The sequence below is a fragment of the Schnuerera sp. xch1 genome (assembly GCF_019931165.1).
GTDB lineage: Bacteria > Bacillota > Clostridia > Tissierellales > Tepidimicrobiaceae > JAIOUP01.
In genome coordinates this window covers 61123-86727 of the sequence record NZ_JAIOUP010000011.1, presented here as the reverse complement: position 1 = coordinate 86727, position 25605 = coordinate 61123, and the positions used below count along the sequence as shown (strand labels likewise).

The 25605-nt window shown below is 29.8% G+C and carries 27 protein-coding genes; 1 reads left to right on the top strand and 26 read right to left on the bottom strand.

The genetic code is table 11. The features are described from left to right. Nucleotides 1-97: 97 nt before the first annotated feature. The 19 genes from K8M07_RS08970 to K8M07_RS08880 form a co-directional block, all read right to left on the bottom strand. On the bottom strand, nt 98-430 hold the full coding sequence (locus tag K8M07_RS08970) for a PTS lactose/cellobiose transporter subunit IIA (RefSeq protein ID WP_223377957.1): 333 nt from the start codon (nt 428-430) through the stop codon (nt 98-100). Nucleotides 431-457: 27 nt separating this feature from the next. Next, nucleotides 458-1417 carry a N(4)-(beta-N-acetylglucosaminyl)-L-asparaginase gene (locus K8M07_RS08965; protein ID WP_223377955.1) on the bottom strand — a complete coding sequence of 320 codons (960 nt, stop codon included), beginning with the start codon at nt 1415-1417 and terminating at the stop codon, nt 458-460. Between the two features lie 26 nt (nt 1418-1443). Beyond that, entirely contained in the window at nt 1444-2568 is a 1125-nt protein-coding gene (locus tag K8M07_RS08960) for a Sapep family Mn(2+)-dependent dipeptidase (protein ID WP_223377953.1), read from the bottom strand. Nucleotides 2569-2638: 70 nt separating this feature from the next. Next, entirely contained in the window at nt 2639-3160 is a 522-nt protein-coding gene (locus K8M07_RS08955) for a GrdB-related putative oxidoreductase (RefSeq protein ID WP_223377951.1), read from the bottom strand. A gap of 11 nt (nt 3161-3171) precedes the next feature. Beyond that, nucleotides 3172-4518, bottom strand: coding sequence for a PTS sugar transporter subunit IIC (locus K8M07_RS08950; RefSeq protein WP_223377949.1), 1347 nt, complete (start codon nt 4516-4518; stop codon nt 3172-3174). A gap of 26 nt (nt 4519-4544) precedes the next feature. Then, nucleotides 4545-4871, bottom strand: a complete 327-nt coding sequence (locus K8M07_RS08945) for a PTS sugar transporter subunit IIB (RefSeq protein WP_223377947.1) — start codon at nt 4869-4871, stop codon at nt 4545-4547. Nucleotides 4872-4912: 41 nt separating this feature from the next. Beyond that, nucleotides 4913-5488 carry an RDD family protein gene (locus tag K8M07_RS08940; RefSeq protein WP_223377945.1) on the bottom strand — a complete coding sequence of 192 codons (576 nt, stop codon included), beginning with the start codon at nt 5486-5488 and terminating at the stop codon, nt 4913-4915. 14 nt (nt 5489-5502) lie between these two features. Then, entirely contained in the window at nt 5503-5958 is a 456-nt protein-coding gene (locus tag K8M07_RS08935) for a PTS sugar transporter subunit IIA (protein WP_223377943.1), read from the bottom strand. Between the two features lie 19 nt (nt 5959-5977). Next, entirely contained in the window at nt 5978-7777 is a 1800-nt protein-coding gene (locus K8M07_RS08930) for a BglG family transcription antiterminator (protein WP_223377941.1), read from the bottom strand. A 260-nt stretch (nt 7778-8037) separates the two neighbouring features. Beyond that, on the bottom strand, nt 8038-8253 hold the full coding sequence (locus K8M07_RS08925) for a helix-turn-helix domain-containing protein (RefSeq protein ID WP_223377939.1): 216 nt from the start codon (nt 8251-8253) through the stop codon (nt 8038-8040). A gap of 10 nt (nt 8254-8263) precedes the next feature. Continuing rightward, nucleotides 8264-8713, bottom strand: coding sequence for a DUF2975 domain-containing protein (locus K8M07_RS08920; protein WP_223377937.1), 450 nt, complete (start codon nt 8711-8713; stop codon nt 8264-8266). Nucleotides 8714-9211: 498 nt separating this feature from the next. Beyond that, nucleotides 9212-10126 carry a UTP--glucose-1-phosphate uridylyltransferase GalU gene (gene galU / locus K8M07_RS08915; protein ID WP_223377929.1) on the bottom strand — a complete coding sequence of 305 codons (915 nt, stop codon included), beginning with the start codon at nt 10124-10126 and terminating at the stop codon, nt 9212-9214. 309 nt (nt 10127-10435) lie between these two features. After that, nucleotides 10436-12430 carry a glucose PTS transporter subunit IIA gene (locus K8M07_RS08910; protein ID WP_223377928.1) on the bottom strand — a complete coding sequence of 665 codons (1995 nt, stop codon included), beginning with the start codon at nt 12428-12430 and terminating at the stop codon, nt 10436-10438. 137 nt (nt 12431-12567) lie between these two features. Continuing rightward, nucleotides 12568-13392 (bottom strand): BglG family transcription antiterminator, encoded by an 825-nt coding sequence (locus K8M07_RS08905; protein WP_223377926.1) that lies wholly within the window; start codon nt 13390-13392, stop codon nt 12568-12570. Between the two features lie 187 nt (nt 13393-13579). Beyond that, entirely contained in the window at nt 13580-14290 is a 711-nt protein-coding gene (locus tag K8M07_RS08900; protein WP_223377924.1) for a response regulator transcription factor, read from the bottom strand. Between the two features lie 36 nt (nt 14291-14326). After that, on the bottom strand, nt 14327-16240 hold the full coding sequence (gene selB, locus K8M07_RS08895; protein ID WP_223377922.1) for a selenocysteine-specific translation elongation factor: 1914 nt from the start codon (nt 16238-16240) through the stop codon (nt 14327-14329). Continuing rightward, the gene (gene selA / locus K8M07_RS08890; RefSeq protein ID WP_223377920.1) at nt 16237-17667 is read right to left on the bottom strand and encodes an L-seryl-tRNA(Sec) selenium transferase; all 1431 of its coding nucleotides are present in this window, start codon (nt 17665-17667) and stop codon (nt 16237-16239) included. Before selA ends, selB begins: the two co-directional genes overlap by 4 nt. Before the next feature lie 18 nt (nt 17668-17685). Continuing rightward, entirely contained in the window at nt 17686-18726 is a 1041-nt protein-coding gene (gene selD / locus K8M07_RS08885) for a selenide, water dikinase SelD (protein ID WP_317845489.1), read from the bottom strand. 3 nt (nt 18727-18729) lie between these two features. Next, nucleotides 18730-19350: a helix-hairpin-helix domain-containing protein gene (locus K8M07_RS08880; RefSeq protein ID WP_223377912.1), complete on the bottom strand. Its 621-nt coding sequence runs from the start codon at nt 19348-19350 to the stop codon at nt 18730-18732. A 153-nt stretch (nt 19351-19503) separates the two neighbouring features. Here K8M07_RS08880 and K8M07_RS08875 point away from each other — a divergent pair, with 153 nt between their 5' ends. After that, nucleotides 19504-20775 carry a D-alanyl-D-alanine carboxypeptidase family protein gene (locus K8M07_RS08875; protein WP_223377910.1) on the top strand — a complete coding sequence of 424 codons (1272 nt, stop codon included), beginning with the start codon at nt 19504-19506 and terminating at the stop codon, nt 20773-20775. A 33-nt stretch (nt 20776-20808) separates the two neighbouring features. On the opposite strand, the gene K8M07_RS08870 is transcribed toward K8M07_RS08875, so the two are convergent. The 7 genes from K8M07_RS08870 to obgE all read right to left on the bottom strand — a co-directional run bounded on the left by K8M07_RS08870 (nt 20809) and on the right by obgE (nt 25455). Beyond that, nucleotides 20809-21189 carry a RidA family protein gene (locus K8M07_RS08870; RefSeq protein WP_223377908.1) on the bottom strand — a complete coding sequence of 127 codons (381 nt, stop codon included), beginning with the start codon at nt 21187-21189 and terminating at the stop codon, nt 20809-20811. Between the two features lie 56 nt (nt 21190-21245). After that, nucleotides 21246-21596, bottom strand: a complete 351-nt coding sequence (rsfS, locus tag K8M07_RS08865; protein WP_223377906.1) for a ribosome silencing factor — start codon at nt 21594-21596, stop codon at nt 21246-21248. A gap of 21 nt (nt 21597-21617) precedes the next feature. Further along, on the bottom strand, nt 21618-22568 hold the full coding sequence (locus K8M07_RS08860; RefSeq protein WP_223377905.1) for an LCP family protein: 951 nt from the start codon (nt 22566-22568) through the stop codon (nt 21618-21620). 6 nt (nt 22569-22574) lie between these two features. Continuing rightward, nucleotides 22575-23147, bottom strand: a complete 573-nt coding sequence (gene yqeK / locus K8M07_RS08855; protein ID WP_223377903.1) for a bis(5'-nucleosyl)-tetraphosphatase (symmetrical) YqeK — start codon at nt 23145-23147, stop codon at nt 22575-22577. 9 nt (nt 23148-23156) lie between these two features. Continuing rightward, nucleotides 23157-23768, bottom strand: coding sequence for a nicotinate-nucleotide adenylyltransferase (gene nadD, locus K8M07_RS08850; RefSeq protein ID WP_223377901.1), 612 nt, complete (start codon nt 23766-23768; stop codon nt 23157-23159). A gap of 76 nt (nt 23769-23844) precedes the next feature. Then, on the bottom strand, nt 23845-24135 hold the full coding sequence (gene yhbY, locus K8M07_RS08845) for a ribosome assembly RNA-binding protein YhbY (protein WP_223377899.1): 291 nt from the start codon (nt 24133-24135) through the stop codon (nt 23845-23847). Between the two features lie 45 nt (nt 24136-24180). Beyond that, entirely contained in the window at nt 24181-25455 is a 1275-nt protein-coding gene (gene obgE / locus K8M07_RS08840; RefSeq protein WP_223377889.1) for a GTPase ObgE, read from the bottom strand. Between the last annotated feature and the right edge of the window lie 150 nt (nt 25456-25605).

Here is a 25605-nt window from a genome sequence, read left to right as displayed (position 1 = left end):
CTATTCTTGAAACTTATTTTTGAAGGATCTATATTCCTATTATTCAGTTTTTAGAAAGAGTTTCGCAATTACTTAATAATATAGTAATATAGTGATATTATTTATTATGAGCTCCTGAATACTTCCTATGAACAAATAACATTTCATTAGTCATATCCCTCAATAGTTCTGTTGTCATCATCTGATCTTCAGCATGCATTAGTAATAGGGATATATCAATGGATTTTCCTTGAGTCTCCTTTTGTAATATTTCCATATGAATTTCATGAGCCTTTACCAAACTTTCTTCAGCAAGTTCTATATACTTTTCAGCATCTTCAAATTTTTCTTCCCTTGCAGCCTTTAATGCTTGAAATAAATATGATTTTCCATCTCCTACATTGCTTATTATTTGAAAATTTAATAATTCCATACCTTCCACAATATTCACCATCTTCCTCTGTCTACTTTATTTTTATTATTTTAATTTTAAAGGAGCTGTTCTCTTTTTCATATAATTATCCATCCATTCACTTGTTGCAACTTCATAGGATGTTTTACCTTTTTTAGATGAACACACATATACAGTTGGAGTTAAATTATCTGTAGCCACTACAAAGGAAAATCCTTCAATATTTGTAGCTACACCAAATTCTCCCTTGTTATTTATACAAACTACAGAAATATCTCCTGCTTTTTTCCTTCTCTTGATAAGTAAGTCATTCAGTTGGCCTACAGCCTTATCTGCCGCCTCCTGAGGTGTATAACCTTCCTTCATCAGCCTAACTATTTCATAGGATGAACATCCCTTCATGATATCTTCTCCCAGGCCTGTGGCTGTTGCTCCTCCTATCTCACTATCTACATAGAATCCTGAACCAGATATAGCTGAATCGCCAGTTCTTCCCCTTTTCTTCATAAATAATCCACTTGTAGATGTACCAGAGGCCATGGAATTATTTTGATCCAGTGCAACCATTCCTACAGTGTCATGCCCTGAATAGGGACTTAAACCTTTATCTACAGTTTCTTTTAACCTATTTTTATACTGAATAATAGCCCTATCTGTAAGCATATTCATCCTTTCAAATCCATTTTTATGGGCATAATCTTCTGCACCTTGTCCTACTAGAAAACAATTAACCTTCTCTTCACTCAATTTCCTAGCTATACTTATTGGATTCTTGAAATCTTTAATTCCAGCAACAGCTCCGATGGATAAACTATCTCCATCCATAAAAGCTGCATCCAATTCTACTTCTCCATTTTCGTTGGGAAGACCACCATATCCAACAGATTTATAATATGGAAAATCCTCTACCATCTTTATAGCCTTTTCAATAGCATCCTCAGAGTTTCCTTTATATTCCAGTAATTTAGCTCCCTCTTGAACACCTTCTAAGGCCATCCTCCATGTAGCTATAATTGTCCAACTCATTTTATCCCTCATTTCCATCTATATATTTACTTTGCCAAATTGTATATTCCCTGAGCAAATATCTTTGCATTTAAAATTATATCCTCTATATCCATATATTCATTAGGATTATGCGCAATCCCTTTTTGTCCTGGAAAAGAAGGCCCAAAGGGCACAATATTAGGCATTATCTTGGCATAAGTTCCTCCTGTTGTGGTAACAGGAGTACCATCTAAACCAGTAATCTCCTCATAAGCCTTCTGCAAAGATTTAACTAAAAAAGAGTCCTTTTCAAATTTAACTGGATTGTAATTTAATAATAATTTCAACTTTATATTATCAGTTAAATTTGAATCTATTTTCTTTAATATCTCATCTATATAAACATTGGCTGGATAACTTAAACTAAGATTAAATAGCAGCTTAGAGTTCTTTATTTCAGCTTTGAAATTTTTCATTTCCATGGTACCAAATTCATCATCACTAAAATCGATACCTAATCTATCACCATTGCTCTTACTAGAAAGAATATAATTATTTAAAAACTCAAAAAAGTTTTTTGTTGCCTCTTCATAATTTTCATTATTGTATCTCCTTTGAAATTGAATATTTGCCCTTCCTCTTTCACCATATACAACTGGATATTTACAATCCGGAGTAAATCCCATCACAGGAGGTTTTTCTGTCTTTAAATAATGTGGAATATCATTAAATCCACTTTCCTCATCAGTACCAAATATGATTCTAACGGGCTTATTAATTTTTAGTCCAGATTCTTTAATAGCATATAAGGCATATAATGCTGAAATAATAGGTCCCTTATTATCTAGCACACCTCTTCCGTATATTCTTCCATCCTCAATATATCCACTAAAGGGTGGATTTTTCCATCCTTCTCCTGTATCAACCACATCCAAATGCCCTAAAACCCCTATATAATCTTCTCCTTCACCATACTGAGCATATCCCATATAATTGTCTAAGTTCTTAGTTTCAAATCCTAATTCTTTTGATATTTCCAATGTCTTTATTAATGCATCTTTTGGTTTTTCTCCAAAAGGAGCATCAGTTTTTTCTTCCCCTTTAATACTAGGTATATTTACAATCTCTATGATGGATTTCAATAATTCTTCTCTATACCTATCAATATTGTCATTTAAAATCTGCTCCATTGTATCGGCCCCCATTACTGAAAATTAATATATATAAGATAGTCTTATCATAAGACTATCTTATATATATTTAATAACATATATCTTTTTTCAATTCTTTAATGTCTTCTCCATTAACCATTTTTTGTGCTAATACACAAATATTCTTTAATGATTTATTCAGGCCAATTCCACCTTTTCTAGGCATTTTCACAATATTTACTGAATTTTTGTATTTTGAAATGATATCTTTGTTTTCTTTTGACATAGCCGCAATTACAGGAATATCTGTTTTTTCACTTAATTCTTTTCCAAGATGAGCACTCATATGTGCATAACCCTTATAGTTATATGCTGGCCCACAGATAACCACATCAGGATTTAACTTTTTAACCATAGATACCATCTTCTTTGATACTTCATCCTGATTTTTTTCAAAGTATTCATCACCACAATATAAACAAGCAATAATCTTTCCATCTACATCATTAAGATGTGGCTTAATCATTGGTACTGATCCTATTTCACCCTTCTTGCCTCCTAGAGGAATATCTGCTTTTTCTTTTCCTCCCATTCCTGCTTGTATTTGGTCAAATATCATTAAAACCTTCATTACTTTACCTCCTATAAGTCCTTCATAGATAAATTATCAAATGAAATATCTTCTAATTCATCTTCTTCGGACTGATATTGCTCATCCTTTAAATAGGTTTTGTCCAACATTTTTATAAATGGATAATACACTATGCATCCTAATATTACCAATACCACTTGAACTAAAGATGCTTTTAAACTACCAGTTGATAAGTAGCCTGAGAAACCTAAAGGAGTAGTCCAAGGTAATGCAACCCCATTAGTATAAGGCAAGAATCCTGTTTCAAAAGCTATGGCTGATAAAACTGTATTCATGAAAGGTACACCTATGAAAGGTATAATCATTATAGGATTCAATACTATTGGTAAACCAAATATAATAGGTTCATTAATACCAAATATTCCAGGTACAATTGACAGCTTTCCTAATTGAGTAATTCTCTTTGATTTACAGAATAACATCATAATTATTACTAATGAAAGAGTACTTCCTCCTCCACCAAATGTCTGGAATAAATCAACAAATTGACCTGTATATATATGTGGTAATGGTGAACCTGCCTCAAAGGCTTGTAAATTTTCTATTGATAATGTTCTAAATATTGGGGAAAATACTGTATTTGTAACTGCAGGACCATTGATGCCAAAAAACCAGAAAACAGAACTGGATACAACATAAATGATTTGTGCACCTAAACTATTTCCTGCTCCCATTAGGGGTGCCTGTAATACAGTATATATAAAATTATGTGCAGATTCATATGGTGTCAATTCAAATACAATTCTCAATAAGAAAAACACAAACATTACCATAGCACTTGGAATTAAAGCTGCAAAAGAATCCGCTACTGCTGGTGGAACACCTTTAGGCATTTTTATTGTCCAACCCTTTTTATAGGCCCAACTAAATATACTCACTGATAGTATTGAAACTACCATTGCTAAAAATATTCCATTTGTCCCTATAAAAGAAAAGTTTATAGCAGTTAGACTTTCTATACCTCCTGCTCCTTCATATGTAATGCTAGTAGGCATTAAAATTATAAATGATACAATAGCAACTATAGCTCCTTGTATTTTATCTGCTTCTATTTCTCTAGCATAAGAATATCCTACACCAATAACTGTTAGTAATGATATAACATCAAAAGTTGCCCTTGCCACATTAGATAGATAAGATTCCCATCCTTCTCCAAAGAATCTTGCCCAAAATTCAGACCAACCTGGTATTGGGAAATTCGCTATCAAGAGAAATAGTGATCCCACGATAATCAATGGTGTTGATATTAAAAAACCATCACGGATAGCAACTAAAGTTTTATTTTTCCCCAATTTATCTGCTGTAGGCATTAAAACTTTTTCTAGTCTATCAAACATTAATAATCCCTCCTATTTTTATAACCTTATGATTTCTTGTAATTTTTCATTAACAGAATTGTTTTCTTTAATACTTTTTCTCCATCCATCATTCCATAGTCAACTGAATCTATAACTCCAACTGGAATGTCGTATTTCTCTACTCTATTTCTAGTATCATCAAGCATATGTCTGACTTGAGGACCTAATAATACACAGTTAGGATTTTCTTCTTCTAAGATTTTTTCTAAGTTCTTAATAGAAAAAGCTTTTACTTCTATTGGAAGATTATGCTTATCTCCTACCTCCTGCATCTTCTTTGCAATTATACTAGTACTCATTGCTTGATCACAAAATAAATATATCTTTTTCATCTTTTCCACCCCCCTTCTCATAATTTAATATAATTAATACATCAGCTCTTTAAATCTAAAACTCTGGTGCCTGCAATGTAATCATGTAATGTTCTATGTTCCTTTGAAAACACCATATATATTATAGATAAAATTGTAGTTCCAAAGGAAATATATAAGAGTCCTGTATGTAGTATGTTTGCTCTAGTTATTATCAATATTAGTTGTCTAAGGTAGTTTCCACTACTAATAAGCCCACCTTCTACAATCATAGAGCCTATCGCTTCTCTTTTAAGCATAGTTTTTAAGTCTACATTACTGCTATCTGTCTTCATAACCTTAAATCCCAATAGCTTCTTCATTAAGGTTTGTCCTTGAAATTTATATACAGGTATTACTACATAATAAAGTAAAATCAACAAAATTCCTAAGATACAAGCTAAAATTCCACTTGTACTAGATAATGCGGATAATTCTCTAGACATCTCAGTTTCTCCAGTTTCTATACTATAGATAAACAGAATTGGTATATTGGCCAGAACTGATGATATGTAAATATCAATCATTGCAGCAATTCCTCTTTTAAATATCCCTACTCTCTGGGATTGTAATGTTATTGATGAAGTTTTTGTACTCATAATAACCTCCTTGTTCAATCAATATGGTTAAAAATCACTTGAATTAAACCTTGCCTTCTATTTGAACTCATTAATTCTTTTACAAAATTTTCATCACTCAATGAAGATGTAAACTTTTTTAATAATTGTGAATCTTTTTCCCGTTGAATATCCTCAGGTATTGCAAATAATATAATCAGCTTTACTAAATTACTATTTTCATCCCAAGGAAAAGCCTCCTCCACATTTGCAATAGCAATCGCTGGTCTATTGACCTGATCAGAAAGTCCATGGGGAATTGCTAAGTAATTTCCAACAAAGGTAGATCCTCTATTCTCTCTATTATATATATCATCTATAAATTTAGATTTATTTGATATTATCCCTGATTCTGTTAAAAGATCAGATAAAGTATCAATTACTTCCATCTTAGAATTAAATTTTCTATCTAAAATTATATTATCTATACTAATTAGATCATTATCTTTCATTCCGATTCTCCTCATTCAATTATTCTCTGATTATCTTTCTTAAAACCTTCGATAGATATCTATAACTAGAATAATTTATGACAAATATACACTTTTCTATTTTATTTTCTTTTGTTAAATATAAATATTTTCTAATTGAACTGTTTGAATCTGATATAAGATATATACATGTATTATTCTTTATATGGATTAAATCATCCTTGTTAAAAGATTTACTTAATTGTTTCAAATCTTCCCTATCATCAACATATTCTAATAAAATTGTTTCTTTAGAGCTCTTAAATGAAGGTTTCTTTTTATTTTCTAATATAATATCAATAAAGTTTTCTATATTTTTCTTATCAATTTCACTTAGAAATGCAGATACTACTAAATGTGGATTTTTTATATTTAAATCCACAGTAGATATAATTAGATCTATTTCATCTAATTGACTGTTGTTGATAGAATTAGATGATATAATATCTACTACTTTAATATTGCTGAAGGTCTTTTCTAACCTAGTAGCTAATAATTGACTAGTCCCATACCCACTGTGACAGACAACCAAAGCCTTCACCTTTATGTCTTCCTCAATTTTTTCATGTTCAGATATAAAATAAGATAAAATATATGCCACTTCATCATCAATTACCATATTTATTTTAAATTTTCTACAAATTAAGAAACAAGCAACTTTGATTATGAGGAATTCTTCTTGAAATTCCCTTAAAAAATCCTTCAACAATGGATTTTTTACTTGAATATTATACTTCAATCTATTTAACATTGGTTTTATATGTAACAATAATCTGTCATACAAATTAAATCTTAAATTATAATTTGTATCTGACATTTGAGATACAATATCTATCAAGTTATTAGTAAAATGTATCGGTGGTAAATCAAGGCCATTATAAGATTTTTCATTATTTTCATCATAGCTTAATCCTATTGAGGTAAGATATTTATAAACATAACCTACTTCTTCTGTATTAATTTTAATTTTAAACTTCTTCTCTATTTCTCTTATCATATAAGTAGCAATATTATATAATTCTTTGTTCATTACCAGTACCATATCATTTAAATCTGAATTGCCCTGAATATAATTACCACTCATTATTCTATTTATCATAATCACTAAATGGGTTAATAGATTTGTATAATAAGGTTCATATATTACTAACTTCAACTTCTTCTCCATCCTATTCAACAAATTTTCAAAGAAAGAAGTGGATTCCTCATTTAAAATGGCGTTAATTTCATTAATCTTAAGTTCATTATGCCTGATATTTTGGTATTCAGTAATATAATTTGGATTGATTTTACTATATTCTTGAATAGTTGTAACCAATGCTCTTCTAATATTTATCTCACTTCCAACTATCCTTGTACCCTTTGCAGTTTTTGAAAGCCTAATATTATATGTATCTAACTTCTCAGCTATTTCATTTAAGTCATTTGTGATAGATGTTCTGCTTACCATATATTTATCTGATAACTTTTGAATTGTAATATATTTGTTTGTATTAATAAGTAGATTTAACAAAATTTGAGCCCTTCGATGTTCTAAAGAATTATCACCATCAGCTACTTCTATACTATTCAATTTAGTGTTTAATCTATCAAGTTGCAAAGGTGTATAATGTAATTTTATACCTAAGCCTTGTTTTCTATCTATAGTAGCCCCTGTGGGTTTAATAATCTCTTCAATTTTATTTAGATCCTTAGATATCGTTTTGGTAGATATATTGAATATATTAGAAAAATATTTTATAGGAAGATACTCATCCTGAGTTATTAATTGTTTTAATAAATCTACTTGTCTCTTATTCATAATTATACAAACTCCTTTATATAAATTATAAGTAGAAACTATTTATAAATCTATTACATTCCACTTCCCTAATGATAAGTAAGTTATGTACATGGAATATATCCATAGATTTTATTATATAACTTTAATACCAAGAATTTTAATTTATTAAATAAAATAGTTTATGAATCTAGCAAAAACAAAGACAGTTTAGAAATGAAAAATTTCTAAACTGTCTTTAGATTAAAGTTATAAGTTAAGTGACAGGACACCGTTGCCTTTTACTTTTTTTCGTCACTTTTGTACTCTAAAACATCTCCAGGCTGACATTCTAAAGCCTTACAAATGGCCTCTAAAGTTGAGAATCGAATCGCTTTTGCCTTTCCATTTTTTAATATAGAAATATTAGCCATCGTTATTCCGACTCTTTCGGAAAGTTCTGTTACGCTCATTTTCCTTTTAGCCAGCATCACATCAATGTTGATTATAATTGCCATGTTATTCACCTCATATCGTTAAATCATTATCATTTTTTATATCTATGGCATCTTTTAAAAGCTTTTGAAGAACAGCTGTAAAGGTTGCAATTACACTTGAAGTAAAAATAAAGATAATTGGAAATCCTATTAAACCTGGGGCATCGTCTACTTCCGCTATAGGATACAGGAATGGTACAAGTCCTACATATATAGCACTGATCGTTATTGCACAGTATTTTATATACTTTAAGGCTTTTACAGATAATTCTGAGAAAGCTTTGTTCTTGTCAATATAGCTTAAAAGCTTTAAACCCTGATATAGAGCAAAGAAAAATGATATTGCCGTTGTATACACACCGATTAAAACGAGATAACCAAAATAATCTGCGCCAAAAGGTAACCAAAATATACACAGAGCAAGAATCGAAATTCCAATAAAAATAATAATAGCCTTTAAAAAGAATGTTTCTCGTTTCATAAAAAGCACCTCACTTATTTATAATTAATTTTATTTTAACACATAATCTATCGTATATCAATAAATTTTTACCCTCTTGTATTATATGTTTATTGTTATGCAGATATGTTTATAACTTTAGACAAAGATAAAAAAATATTTTTCATTACAAAAAGATGCCCTATAACTTTAAACTAGTTAATTTATAATTTATGTAACTAACCTACTAGCTTGTTGAATAACATATATCTGTGATTTGATATAAAACTTTATAAACCCCTTTCTTGTTTTAGTTAGCTCTAATTCTAGCCCTTTATCATAATTATTAAATTATATATAAAAAAATCTCGCTTTTTTCAAGATGGATATATATATCAAAAATATATATTAAATTTATTGCATCATCGTTGTTCAAATGGTAGTGTTTTTTAAATGAAAGTTGAAATTATAATAACACTGGATATTATAACAAAAGACAGCCATATTTCTACAGCTGCCTTCATCTATAATATACATACTCTATTTTTCCTTACTACTAGCTATTTCATCTACTATAATATCTTTAGTTTCTTTCTGCACAATATTAACTAAATACTTCAAAAATCCTTCTCTCAAGTCCTCTCTTCTTAGCGCATACTCAACAGTGGCTTCTAGAAATCCTTGTTTATTCCCAACATCGTAACGCCTTCCCTCAAAACTATAAGCGTACATAGCTTCTTTTTTTGCTAGTTCTTTTAGGGCGTCTGTTAGTTGGATTTCTCCGCCTTTTCCTGGCTTGGTGTTTTCTAGTATTTTGAATATTGCTGGATTAATTATGTATCTTCCTAATATAGCTACATTTGATGGTGCTTCTTCTATGTCTGGTTTTTCTACTAACCCCTTCACCTTATATACTCTATCCTCTATAAACCTCCCATCTACTATTCCATATTTATTTGTATCTTCTTTTGGTACTTCTTGTACTCCTAGTATTGTTGTTTTGTATTCATCATAAGCTTGTATCATCTGCTTTAAGCATGGCTTATCTGCATATACTACATCGTCACCTAGAAGTACTGCAAATGGTTCATCCCCAATAAAACTTTTGGCACAGTGAATAGCATGTCCTAATCCTAGTGGTTCTTTTTGTCTTATGTAGTGGATATTTACCATATCAGAAATATTTCTAACTACTTTTAACAACTCATCTTTTCCTTTTTTCTCCAACTCTAATTCTAATTCTACTGATTTGTCAAAATGATTCTCAATACTTGTTTTATTTCTTCCGTTTATTATCAATATCTCTTCTATACCTGAATCAACAGCTTCCTCAACTATATATTGAAGAGTAGGTTTGTCTACTATAGGTAACATTTCCTTAGGTTGTGCCTTTGTAGCTGGCAAAAACCTAGTTCCTAAACCTGCTGCTGGTATAACTGCTTTTCTTACATGCATTTGTATTACCTCCATTTATGTATATTAAAAAAATACCTTAACTACTCTATTGCTTAGTGTCATAATAGCAATTGCTGCTATTAGATTTCTAATTAGTCTAGCTATACACTACTAACCTTGAAATTCTACATATATCCTTGTTAAGTAAATTTTATCAACTAATCAAAGTATATACAACCTTAAAATGTAAAAGAGAACTATATGATTCCTTAGATAATATTATAGTTTTTCCCATGTTAAATACCTCTTAAATTTTAATATATCATTAGGAAATCATAATTAATTATGATTTCCTAATGATTAATTTTATTATAGTTTAATTTTTAATAAATCTTCATTATTATTTACCTTACCCTCACGTAATACTTCAAAACCTTTGAAGTCACTAATATTTGTAATTACTACTGGAGTAATCATTGATTTAGCTTTATTTTTAACAAAGTCTAAATCAAACTCTATTAATTTATCTCCAACTTTTACAACATCACCTTGAGATACGAAGGCTTTGAAGCCTTCACCTTTTAATTGTACAGTGTCAATTCCAATATGAATTAAAACTTCTATGCCTTCATCAGCAATTATACCAACTGCATGTTTTGTTTCAAATAACTGTACAATTTTTCCACTAATAGGAGCAGTTATTGTCCCAGATGTAGGATCAATAGCTATTCCATCACCTAAAAATTTCTGTGCAAAAGTTTCATCTGGTACATTCTCTATTTTTATCAATTCACCAGATAAAGGTGATTTCAATATTATTTCTCCTTTAGTAGGAATTTTACAAGATTTACTAGTTGTAGATTTTTTAGATGAATTATTATTATCTTTAATCTTCACAGCTTGTGTATCACCAACAGACATTATGTCTTTTATTTCTTCTTTTAATTGATCTGATTCTGTACCAAAGATTACTTGAATATTTCCTCCACCAGCATCCATTATTCCTGATGCACCTAATTTTTTAAGTGTTCTTTTATTTACTATAGAAGAGTCATAGAGATTTAATCTTAGTCTAGTAATACATGCATCTATATTTTTTATATTTTTAGAATCTCCTAAGGCTTTTAATACTTCAACGGCTTTTTCTGAGGCTGATACTTCTAAGATTTCACCTTCTTCGTCATTTTCTCTACCTGGAGTTTTCAAGTTAAATATTTTAATTAAATAGTAGAATGCAACAAAATATAGTAGAAATATAATTGGACCTACAATGGTAAATAAATAAATACTATTTTGTTGATTAAAGAATCCTACTACATAGTCAATTAATGAAGCTGAAAATGTATATCCTAAATGGATATTGAAAAAGTTGGTTAATAATCCTGATACAAAGGCTGCAGCTACATGAAACACATACAAAATTGGAGCCACAAATATGAATGCAAATTCAATAGGTTCAGTAATTCCTGTAATGATTGATGTTAACGCTGCAGGAAGCATTATACCAGCAATTGCTTTTTTCTTATTTGTATCCGCTCTAAGATACATTGCTAATGTAGCTGCAGGTAGACCAAATAGCATTATAGGAAATTCTGATGCCATAAAACGTCCCGCTGTTGGATCACCTGCAAAATACCTTGTTGTTTCTCCATATAATACTTTTCCGGAGTCTGTAATAAACTCCCCGAATTCATAAAGAAATGGAGGATAATATACATGGTGAAGTCCCACAGGTATTAATAGTCTTTTACCTGCCGCATAGAATGCAGGACCAACACTTGATGACATAACTGATTTACCAAATGCATTTATAAGTTCTTGGATAGGTGGCCATATAAAGCCAAATAATATACCTAACCCTATTGCTGAAGCTGCTGTAACAATGGGAACTAAACGTTTGCCCGAGAAAAAGCCGAAAACTGGATGTAGCTTTGTTTTGAAGAATCGTTGATAGAGTTTAGCTGATATAAGACCTATTATGATTCCTCCAAAGACGCCGGTGTTTATTGCCAAATCTAAGCCCCTTAAATCACCTATTACACTTATAACATTTGTCATAGTGAAGTAACCAACAACAGAAGCTAATCCGGCTACTCCAGCTCCTCCTGCAAAGCCTATGGCTACACCTATTGCAAAGACTACAGGTAATTGATCAAATATTGCTATACCACCATTATAGAATATACTTCCTAATCCATTTAATAAGGAATTTGTTATTTCCCCTCCGGATGTTTCGGTTGCATTTTGTAACATTCTACCTAAAGCAACTAATAATCCGGCAGCAGGGAGTACAGAAACAGGCATCATTAATGATTTGCCTATTTTTTGTAAAACAGAAAAAATATTATTTTTTATATTACTCATCATTCTACCTCCTTAAGATATTTTAAACAATAAAAAGACATGAACTAAGGTATATAATAATTATTTCATAATAATAAATAACTATTATATAAAATCCTTAGCTCATGCCTGATCGAATCAGTAACACGCTAATAGAATTATGAATTATTTAATTTATATAAGTGAATCGCAATAAACCCTATTTCATCTTCAGTGATTTTTATATTTAAATCCTTTTTGATAATTTCTGATATATCATAAGCAATCTTATACTCATATATTATATCTTTTTTTATTTGTTTTAGAAATATATTTTCTATGTATTTTTTTTTACTTCTATCTAATATGCCTCTAAGATGAGTAACAAATCTAGTATAATCTAAAGAATTTTCGTCTAGATTTAAATTAAGTTTTATTTCAACAAAATGAATTATTTTATTAATGATTTTAGAATTCTCAAGAGCATCATTTTTTGATTTATTATTTGCACCATATATGTGGAATGCTATGAATCCAATTTCAGCTTCGGGAATATCTATATTTAAATTCTCTTTAAGTAATTTTACTGATCTTTTAGCCAAATCATATTCCATAGGATAGAGCAGTTTAGTTTCTGATAAAAAAGGATTTACTATCTCAATTCCTTCTTTCAAACGTTTTATAGCAAAATTAATATGGTCAATTAAACCTAAATGAAAATGAGGATTTAATTCCTTATTAGTTTCATTAGCAACCATTGATACAATTTTTTGAGTTAATTCAATTATTTTAGGATCAACATTAGATATTATATCATTGAGCTCTCCAGAATCTACAGCTTCTAAGGAAATAAATGCATTTTCAATAGCTTGAGTATTGTTTATTGATTGACCTTTTTTCTTTCCAAAACCTATCCCTTTACCTACAAGAATATAATCTTTACTGTGTTTTTCCACTAATACAACATTATTGCTTAAAATTTTAAGTATTTGGTATTTTTCCATTAAAGGCCTCCAGGAAGATATTTTCACAGTATATACTAAATTTGATTTTAATAAAAATAATATTAATTGTCAACTATTATAAAATATAAGATAATATTATCTATCTTAACCTATTAAACGTTTTAATTCTTTATATGATCCTGTTTTTTTGTCCTTTCTTAATAGCAGTTAGGTTGCTATTCTATCATCAATCCATGGCTGCACTAGCCTTTCTATCCTTAAAGTAATAACCTACTCCCCACTTAGTATGGATATATTCAACATTATCACAATCCTCTTCTATCTTTTCTCTAAGTCTTCTAATATGCACATCTACTGTTCTTAAATCTCCATAATACTCATATCCCCATATAGTTTTCAATAACTCTTCTCTTGTAAATACTTTCCCGGGATTAGATATTAATAAATAAAATAAATCAAATTCCTTTCCTGTTAATGAAACAGATTTATCTTTAATCGTCAATTTCCTTCCTACTGTATTTACAGTAAAATCATATATTTTAATCACTTGATTATTTATCTGATGATTTTTCATGTTGGCTCTTCTAAGTATTGCTTTTATTTTTGCTTTTAAAACCAAGATATTAAAAGGCTTAGTTACATAATCATCTGCTCCATATTCTAATGCTAATATTTTATTTATATCTTCCTCTTTCTCCGTTAAAATAATTATAGGTACTTGTGAATGTTCTCTAATTGTTCTACACAAATTCAACCCATTTCCATCAGGTAATAATAGGTCTAGTATCACTAACTCATAGTCTCTGCTTTTTATTTTTTCAATAACATCCTTTATACTATGGGCAATTTCTACTATATAATCATCTTGCTCTAAACTATATTTTAGCCCCTTGACAAATGATCTATCCTTATTAATAACAATTACCTTTGTATCCATACTAATATCACCCCAGAATTGAAAGAATAATCCATTTTAATTATCTATTAAAATTCTTTTATTTCCTTCTCTTTTGGTAATTTTTTGCTGATCAAAATATTCTAATAATGCTAAAGCTATTTTTCTATTAGTATCTAATATATCCCTATATTGACCAATAGTAATAAACTTGTTCTTATTCAAATATTCTTTAGCTTTTTTCAATGCTTTTTTATAAATATCTCCATACATATATACTTCTTCATTTAGCTTGATTATTTTATTACTATTTATCAAAGAATTAAATACTTCATTTACTTCATTGTTGTCATATCTCAACATTTTAATCAATTCTTCTTTTTTAGGTGGCATAAACATACTTTCTAATAAAACCTTAATTATGTCATTTTTAATATTTAACTGATTATTATCATATTTAATTTCAAATCCTTTAATATAAATAGTCTCCATATCTTGTTCTATTAAATCTTTTTCAATTAATAAATCTATAAATCTTTCTGCAACTCTCGGTTTTAAATCTCCTAAATATTTACTTCGAATTTCCTCTTTTAGCATTCCCATTCTAAGAGGATATTTTCGATGATAGGATTCTAATTCATCTACTATTTTATTTTTTAATTTATTAAAATAACCCATATGGATTACATATAAATCTTTGGTTAGATTAAACTGTATAATCTTATTTTCTTTAATTAATGATTTAACATCTTCCTTAACTTTTTCTTCTAACATTGCAGTTATAATGGATATCTCCTTTATAGTGGGAAAAGTCTTGCTATTATCTAATATTATCTTTTCAATAATATCTTTGGAATCTCCTTTTTCCTTTATCTGTAATTCTTTTATTACTTCATCATCAAATCGCTTCTTCTTGATAGGATTTGGTTCTAATATTTCTCCACCGCCTATAGTAAACATAGGTGAATAAAATCTTATGATAAATCTATCTCCTCTTTTCGCTACAGTCTTCTCTTCCAACCTTAATTGAGCATAAGCTTCATCTCCTGGATTAAGTATTTCCTTATCCAATAGAACTATTCTACATAAAATTTCTTTTGTACCAATATATACTCTAAGTCTAGTTCTATTTTCTATTGCACGCTCTATATCCTTAATCAATTTTACCTTTACATCTAACATCAACGTAGCCCTCATAGAATCTTTAGGAGCTATTACATCTCCTCTGTGAACTTCATCTTTTTTTATACCCGCTATATTTATAGCAACTCTTTGTCCAGCATACGCTGTTGATGTATCATTATCATGAACTTGCAATGTTCTTATTCTCCCTAACTTATTTCCTGGGAATATTTGAATCTCGTCTCCAATATTTAAAGCTCCTGAGAGTAAAGTACCTGTCACTATGGTTCCAAATCCAGATATAGTAAATGCTCTATCTACTGGGAGTCTTGGCATATCATCAACTTCTCTATCCTCTATTTCTAAAGCTAATTTATCTATTAACTTTGTTACTTCATCTATACCTGTTTTTTGAGTCGAAGATACAGTTATTAATGGTGAATCCTGTAAAAAGGTTCCTTTTACTTTTTCTTTTACATCCTCTTTAACCAACTCTAGCCACTCATCTTCTACTAAATCAGCTTTTGTTAAAACTATAAATCCTTTATCAACGCCAATTAAATCTAATATAGCTAGATGTTCAGCTGTTTGTGGCATTACTCCCTCATCAGCTGCTATTACTAATAACACTATATCAATTCCTATAACACCAGCTAACATATTTTTTATAAATTTCTCATGTCCGGGTACATCTATTATGCCCGCTCTTTTACCACTAGGTAAATCGAAAAAGGTAAATCCTAATTCGATTGAAATACCTCTTTTTTTCTCCTCCTCTAATCTATCTGTACTTCTACCAGTTAATGCTTTTATAAGCGTAGTCTTTCCATGGTCTATATGTCCTGCCGTTCCAATTATAACATGCTTCATTGAATGCACCCTTTCAATCTGTTTAATCCATATACTATTCCATCTGCTAATATATTAAATTCACTTTCCCTAACGGTTCTTAAATCCATATACATATTGTCTTTATATACTCTTGTAATTATTGGAATCCTATATTCTCTTAAGCTTCTTTCAAAACTTGTTATACTTAATCTATTTAAAGTTATCATTATACACTTCGTTGGTATTTTTTCTAAAGGTAAGCTGCCCCCACCCACTTCTGAATAACTATCAACTATTTCAAATCTACATTTTTTATCGGATATCTTTTCCATCAATATATTATATAATCTTATTGCCTTTTTATTCAATTCTTCTATACTTATTGAAAGCATATTAAGGGTTGGTATTTTCTCTATTGCTATCTTTTCTTCTATATAAAACTTAAGTGTAGCTTCTAAAGCGGATATGGTAAACTTATCTACTCTAAAAGCTCTTGTAAGTGGATTTTTTTTCATTGCATCTATATATTCTTTTTTCCCAACAATTATTCCTGCTTGAGGACCTCCTAATAACTTATCTCCGCTAAAAGTGACTATATCTACCCCGCTTTTTATTGAATCCTGCACTGTTGGCTCATACTGTAATCCAAATTTTGACAGATCAATTAATACTCCACTACCTAGATCTTCAATTAATGGCAGATTATATTTTGTCTTTAAAGTATATAGTTCTTCAGCTAAAACAGATGATGTAAATCCTAAAATTCTATAGTTACTTGTATGGACCTTTAATAAACCTGCTGTATTTTCATTTATTGCATTTTCGAAATCTCTAAGATGGGTCTTGTTCGTTGTTCCAACAGCTTTTAGTATCGCCCCACTTTGTTCCATAACATCGGGTATTCTAAAGGATCCTCCGATCTCAATTAGTTCACCTCTAGACACTATGACTTCCCTTTCATTAGCTATAGTACTTAAGACCAATAATACTGCTGCAGCATTATTATTTACCACCATAGCATCCTCAGCTCCAGTGATTTCAACTAAGATATCCTTTAGATGGCTGTATCTTGAGCCTCTTTCTCCTTTTTGTAAATCATATTCAAGATTTGAATAATTAGTAGCTATGTCTATAACATTTTTCATCACTTCTTCATTAATTAATGAACGTCCAATGTTAGTGTGTATAACCGTACCTGTTCCGTTTATTACTCTTTTTAAGTGTAATGCATTCTTATTATTAGCTCTATCTATAACCAAATCTATTAAATGTTTGTTTCTTTCATTAATATCTTTTTCATCTAGCCTATTATTTTTTATATCATCTCTTAACAATTCTATTTCTTCTCTAATAGAGTCTACTACATATTTTCTTGGTACCGTATCTAAAATATTTTTAATTCTTTCTTCCTCTAATAGTTCATCTACTTTAGGAATTAATTTGAATAAATTTCGATTCTTAGCCATATAATCCCTCTCTTTTTTCTATTTTACAATTAAGTAATGTTTCTCTTTTTCAACTACTTCTCCAATCACACCATATTCAGTTGGAGTATTTTTAAGCTCTTTTAACAGTAATTCTACATTGTCCTTTGGAATAGATATTAATAATCCACCTGATGTTTGAGGATCATATAACACGTCTTTTATATCATCAGGTATACTAATTACAAATTTCACCTTGTCCCCAATGTATTGCCTATTTGAATAGGACCCTGCAGGCACCAACCCCATTTGAGCATATTCTAAAGCCTTCTGAATTATAGGTACAGATTTGTAGTCAATTTTGATGGTTACAGAACTACCTTCTGCCATTTCTAAACTATGCCCTAACAATCCAAAACCAGTGATATCAGTTACGCTATTTACTTTTACTTTATCAATTGCTTCTTTTGCATATTTATTTAATGTTGACATTGTTTTTACTGCTTTTTTATATGAATCTTTATCTGCTAATCCTCCTTTTATTGCTGTGTTTATAATACCTGTTCCTAGAGGTTTAGTTAATACAAGCAAGTCTCCAGGCTTTGCATTATCATTGGTTAGCACTTTTTTAGGGGACACAAAGCCAGCAACAGATAACCCATATTTAGGTTCATCATCTTCTACCGTATGACCTCCTACCAATAAAGCACCAGCTTCAGCTACTTTATCATGTCCTCCTTTTAATATTTGAACTAATACATCTGGACTCAAACAGTTTGGGAAACATACAATATTCATCGCTAATTTAGGTTCTCCACCCATTGCATATACATCACTTAAAGAATTAGCAGCAGCTATTTGTCCAAATTCATAAGGATTATCTACAATTGGGGTAAAAAAATCCAATGTTTGAATTAGGGCCATTTCTTCATTTATCTTATAGATTGCTGCATCATCAGAAGTATCTAATCCTACTATTAAATTTTCATCATATGTTTTTGGTAGTTGGCACAAGACCTGTGCCAATATATCGGGACCGATTTTAGCTGCTCACCCAGAGCTTTTGGTTAATTGTGTTAATCTCTTATCCACATGTTTCACTCCTTAATTTACTATAATCAATTCTCTAATACTTTCAAACTTCTTGTCTCCTATACCTGATACATTCATTATATCTTCAACATTCTTAAATAGATTTTGCTCTCTATACTCTACAATTCTTCCAGCTAAAGCCTCCCCTATACCTGGTAATGACAATAACTGTTCTTTTGTACAAGTATTTATGTTTATCTTACCCTTTATATCATGAGAATTATCAAGATTCAACACTTCAGAATCTATATCTTCTTCTCCAATTTTAGGTATATATATCTTTTCTTCATCTGATAATTTCTTCGCTAAGTTTATTTTATCCAAGTCGGCGTCTTTTTTCAATCCCCCAGCCAAATTTACTGCATCAGTAACTCTATCGCCAGATTTCAACTCAACTAATCCTGGTTTATATACTTGGCCGCTTATATGTACCATTATATCATGATTTTCTTGTTCAGCTATTTCTTCTGTTTCTAATTCTTCAAAAAATTCTTCTTGATCGATTTCACTTGAATCAATATCTTCCTCGCTAAGTGATATATTTTTATTTAAAAAATTAAAAATGGATATGATAACAATAATGACAACAATTAAGATAACGATAATTTGTTCTTTCTTTGAAAAATATGACACTTTTACATCCTCCTTTGAAATAAAATTGATATCTGTATAATATTCTATTTTTTGATTAATTTTCCTTCTTTCAGTTAAAAATATAAATTTTCTATTAATTAATTGGGCATTTTCTGATATACTAGTATTTAGTCAAATAAAGGAGGGAGCTATTTGAAAAAAATTATATCAATTGTTTTTTTCTTAATTTTCGTAACATATAGCGTATCTTTTGCAGATAGCTTAAACCTTTCATGTAAAAGTGCTATACTTATAGATGCAAACACCGGACAAGTTTTGTATGAAAAAAATCCTCATTTGAAGTTGCACCCAGCAAGTACTACTAAAATAATGACTGGAATATTAGCTATCGAACATGGAAATATGAATGATATTGTAACAGTTGATGAGGAAACAGTTTATCTAACGGAAGGTAGCCATATAGCTTTAGAACCCGAAGAACAATTACCTCTTGAAGATTTACTACATGCTTTATTAATTGAATCTGCTAATGATTCTGCTTTTGCTATTGCAAAATATATATCTGGAAGCACTGATGAATTTGCAAAATTAATGAATAATAAAGCTAAGGAATTAGGTGCCTTAAATACAAACTTCGTTAATCCTAATGGATTGACAAATGAAAATCATCTTACAACCGCTTATGATTTAAGCTTAATGGCTAAATATGCTATGGAAAATGAAACTTTTAGAGAAATAGTATCCAACTATACCTATACCATTCCAGTAACCAATAAAAAGGATGAAGAGAGATACTTAAAATCGTCAAATAAACTATTATACAGCAATGAAACAATTAACGTTGATGGCGAAATCGTTCCTATTAAGTACGATGGTATTACTGGTATAAAAACAGGATATACTCAAGCTGCACAAAATTGTTTAGTAGCATCTGCTAAAAGAGGAAATCAAAACTTAATTGCAGTAGTACTAAAAGTCAATGGAAAAGAAATATATTCAGATATGCATAAGTTGCTGAATTATGGATTTGACAATTTTGATACAATTGATATTGCTGTTAAAAATGAATTTGTAGATAACTTAGAAATTAAAAATGGCGAAATCCCTATAATCGCTGGAATAGTAAAAAAAGATCTGCCAATTTCTATACCTAAAGATTCTATTAATAAGGTTACAGAAAAGGTTATGCTAGATGATGAATTAAAAGCTCCTATCGAAAATGGACAAACTTTAGGAAAAATAAAATATTATCTTGAAGATCAATTAGTAGGCGAAGTTGATATTGTTTCTACACTAGATGTAGATACGATTTCTAGCCCTACAATTTTTGAAAAAATTTTAAATAAATGGTACCTTTTGTTAATTGGATTTTTTATCATAGTAAGGGCTATAGTTGTCATTAAACAAAAAAAGAAAAGAAAACATAGACGTAAAATATATAGAGTTCCTAGCTCATATAGATAAAGACCTTGTTCATATGAACAAGGTCTTTATCTATTATACTATAGCTATTGCTTCAATCTCAATATCCCCATTCTTAGGAAGCTTAGATACTTCTACACAGGATCTAGCGGGTTTATGGTTACCAAAAAATTCTTCGTAAACTTCATTAACTAATGAAAAGTTGTCCATGTTCTTTACAAAAATATTTACTTTAACTATATCATTTAGCGTCGCTCCACCTTCTTCTATTATTGCTAATACGTTGTCTAAACTTTGTTTAGTTGCTTTTTTAATATCATCTTTTATTAGGTCACCTGTCTCTGGTATTATGGGTAATTGACCTGATGTAAATATTAAATTATCTGTCTTTGTCCCTTGTGAATAAGGCCCCACTGCTGATGGTGCTTTACTTGTAACTATAGGATTAACTTTCATTTATTAGTCTCCTTTTTATTTAATTTGTATACAACATAACCGCATTAAACGGTTTTTTACATTTCATCTAATATTAATTCCTCACTATCTGTCCATAATTTTTCTAAATTATAAAACTCTCTTTCATCTCTATGAAATATATGAACGACCACATTACCATAATCAAGTAAAATCCATCTACCCTCTCCATATCCTTCTTTACTGGAAATTACATACCCTAATTCATTCATCCGTTCTTCGATTTTATCTGAAATTGCCTTAGTCTGAGTAGTAGAATTTCCACTAACTATGATAAAATAATCCGTAAATGTTGTTAATTTCTTTAAATCCAACACTTTAATATCAAACCCATTTTTATCATCACACGCTTTAACTATAACAGATATTCTTTCATCAATATCTTTCACCAAATTACCTCCTGATATTTTTTATTTATTTGATCCACTATTATTATCTATGTGTTCCGCTGTCTTTTGATTAATGAATAATTCATCAACCAACTTATTAGTTTCCTCTTCATTAGAAACATAGTATGAAACTCCATTAACATATTGAGGTTCGCCAGGCAATGTAGCTGTTTGTATTCCTTCCATATTATAATCCTTAGCCTTAGCAGCAAACTTTAATATAAGATCTAAAGGTATATTAGTGTCCACATTATTATAATATGATTTTATCATTTGCGGAATTTTATCAATATTATCCACTGTTAACGCTTGTTCAAAGGCTGCTTTAATAAACTGCTGTTGAGATTCAATTCTTCCTAAATCTTGATTAGCATACCCTTTTCTAAATCTTAAAAATTGTAGTGATTTATCTCCATTTAAAACTTGTCTTCCTTTGCTTAAGTTAATATATAAAGGTGGGTCTGCTATAGGATCATTATATTTCATGTCCATCGGAACATCTACCTCTACTCCACCAATAAGGTCTACAAATTCTTTTACTATTTTATAATCAACCTTAACATAATAATCTAAATCAATTCCAAGTAAATCCTTTACGGCTTTTACTGATAATTCTGCTCCTCCATAAGCATGAGCATGGTTTATCTTGTCTTCATTTTTTCTGCCTCTTATTCTAACTTTAGTATCTCTTGGTATAGATAACATAGAAATATCTCCAGTTGATTTATCAACTTTGCATACCATCATAGTATCAGTTCTAGTACCAGAACTTTTAGCAACATCATTAGAATCTACGCCTAATAATAAGAAAGTTATGTCATCATCTCCATTTATTAGTCTGTCTATAAAACCTTCTTCATATTCAGCTTCCTCACTTTCAGCTAATATTACAGTTTTATATATAAAGCCTGTCCACAATACAGCAAACAAAATAAATGAAACAAAAAAAGTTTTGAAAAATCTTCCCTTCATTGGATATCACTCCATATTCTTCTGTATTAGTATTTGATTTCTTGCTTTGATACTATCCAAATGTATTAGTTTTTCTCTACTAATTATAAACTTTAAAGTATTATCAATTGCATATAATAGGCATTGGTCTATATTAACATATGCCAAATCCCTGATTTTTTCTACTCCTTCAAAGTTCCTAGATGGCTCTATAAGATCAGCTACGTAAACTATTTTCTCTAATAAACCCATATTCTCTCTTCCAGTAGTATGAAAACGAATAGCTTTTAATATATCTCTATCAGCTATATTATATTCCTCTTGTGCTATTATCTCTCCTAATACACTATGAATAAGTTCTCTATTGTTCTTTGTAACATTATCTAAAATTATACCAAAAGCATTAGCCATTTTCAATAAATTTATTTCTCCTTTAAGTTTACCACAGTCATGTAATAACCCAGCAACTTCTGCCTTTTCTATAGGATATCCATATTGCTTAGCAAGTTTTTTACTTTCATGCATAACCCCTAAAGAATGATTATACCTTTTAACGCCAATATCTTTTTTTAACTTCTCATAAACCCAATTTTCTATCATAAAAGCCTCCTAATCTCTATATATTCTATTTTTTTCAATATAAGCTTCTACAGATCTTGGAACCAAATATTTAATAGATAATCCATTTCTTATTCTTTCTCTTATTTGAGTAGAAGATATATCTATAAGAGGTGCTTCTAATATATGTATGGAGCTATTATATTTTGTATTTAAATCATCTTTTCTCTTCTCTAATTTTTTATTATTATGATTCGGCCTTCTTGCTACTATAAAATTACACAGACTTAATAATTCCTCATAATTTTTCCATTTATGTATTTTATATAGAGAATCCGCACCCAAAATAAAATAAAATTCTGCATCTTCAAATTTGGATTTCAAGTACTTAATTGTATCTATTGTATATGTAACTCCTTTTCTTTCAATCTCTATAGTAGATAGATAATAATTCATATTTGTACTTATGGCAAGTAAAGTCATATCATACCTATATCGATTAGGTGAAATATCTTCACTATTTTTATGGGGTGGATTGCCTGTTGGTATGAAGAGTATTTTATTTAGATTAAAAGAAATTCTAGAATACTCTGCTAATATCAAATGTCCATTATGAATCGGGTCAAATGTACCTCCCATAATTCCTATTTTTAATTTTTCCAACTTAATTTACCTCCAAATAAAGATTAAATATATAAACTTCAGAAATTAATTTCTGAAGTTTATACTAATATCAACATTAAGGTAGTACAATCTTTTTGCTTTCCTTAGATTTTCTATATAATACTAGCTTATTTCCTATACTCTGAACAAATTCTGAGCTAGTCACTTTAGCTAGTTCACTTGCAACTTCCTTTGCATCTAGCAAGCTATTATTTAAAACCTTAATTTTAATTATCTCTCTTGCTTCTAATGCTTGATCTACTTGTTTAATAAAGTTTTCGGTTATTCCATTTTTTCCAACTTGGAATATTGGATCCAAATTGTTTGCTATGCCCTTTAAAAAACTTCTCTGTTTACCTGTTAGCAATTGTTACACCCTTTCAACTTCTATTTAAATTCATATCTATATATTTTATTCAAAAAACTCAAATTCGTATTCGCAGATAAATACCGAATCATTTTCTTCAATTCCTAGTTCTTTTAATTTATCTACAATTCCTTTTTGTCTCATAACATTTTGAAAATACCTTAGAGAATCTAAATCCTCAAAATTAGTTGAATATAATAGTCTTTCGACAAACTCGCCCTCTACTATATATTTTTCATTTTCCTTTTTCACTATGATAGGTTCCTTCTTAGAACGTTCTAAAGTTATATCCATCTCTTCATCAAATGTTTTATACTTTGCCTCTTCTTTTAATAATATTTCCCATATTCCATATTTTAACTTGTCAATTCCTTCCTTAGTAGCAGCAGATATTGGATAAACCTTATATCCTTTAGGCTCAAACTCACTTTTTATCTTTGTTAACCATTCATTGGATTCAAATAAATCCATCTTATTAGCTACAATTATTTGTGGCTTTTCTTTTAATCTATCATTATACTCAAATAACTCATTATTTATATTATAAAAGTCTTCAATAGGGTTTCTACCTTCTAATCCTGAAGCGTCTAGGACATGAACTAATACTCTTGTTCTTTCTATATGTCTTAAGAAATCAAGTCCTAATCCCGCACCTTCATGAGCTCCTTTTATCAATCCAGGGATATCGGCTATTATAAAACTTTTTCCATCATCAACTCTTACAATACCTAGATTAGGTTTCAATGTAGTAAAATGATAATTAGCAATTTTAGGCTTAGCCTTAGATAGAATTGAAAGAATTGTGGACTTTCCTACATTAGGAAACCCTATTAGTCCAACATCTGCTAATAATTTTAACTCCAATATAACTGTTTTTTCTTCACCTTTCTGCCCTGGTTCAGCAAATCTTGGCGCTTGTCTTGTAGATGTAGCAAATTTTGCATTACCTTTACCGCCTTTTCCGCCACGAGCAATTACAAATCTTTGATTATTTCTCTTAATATCAACTATTATTCTATTGGTATCAGCATCTTTAACTAAGGTTCCAACTGGAACTCTAAGTATTAAATCTTGACCTTTCTTTCCATATTGCTTTTTAGATTTACCATTCTCTCCATTTTCAGCTTTATATATGCGTTTATATCGAAAATCCATTAATGTTCTTATATTCTCATCGCCTTGTAAAATAATGCTTGCGCCATTACCTCCATCTCCCCCAAAAGGACCTCCTGAAGGTTCATACTTTTCTCTTCGAAAAGCTACAGCTCCATCTCCGCCTTTACCAGCTTTTAAATTGATTTTAGCTACATCAATAAACATAATATCATCCTCTATAAAATATAGTAATTTAATTATACCAACTTGTTTATGACTGTCAACAATTAAATATGCTAAATTTCGTTATTATAACCTTTATTTTATTCTATATGATCTAAAATATTCTCTTATCCTTTCAGAAAAAAAAGCCTA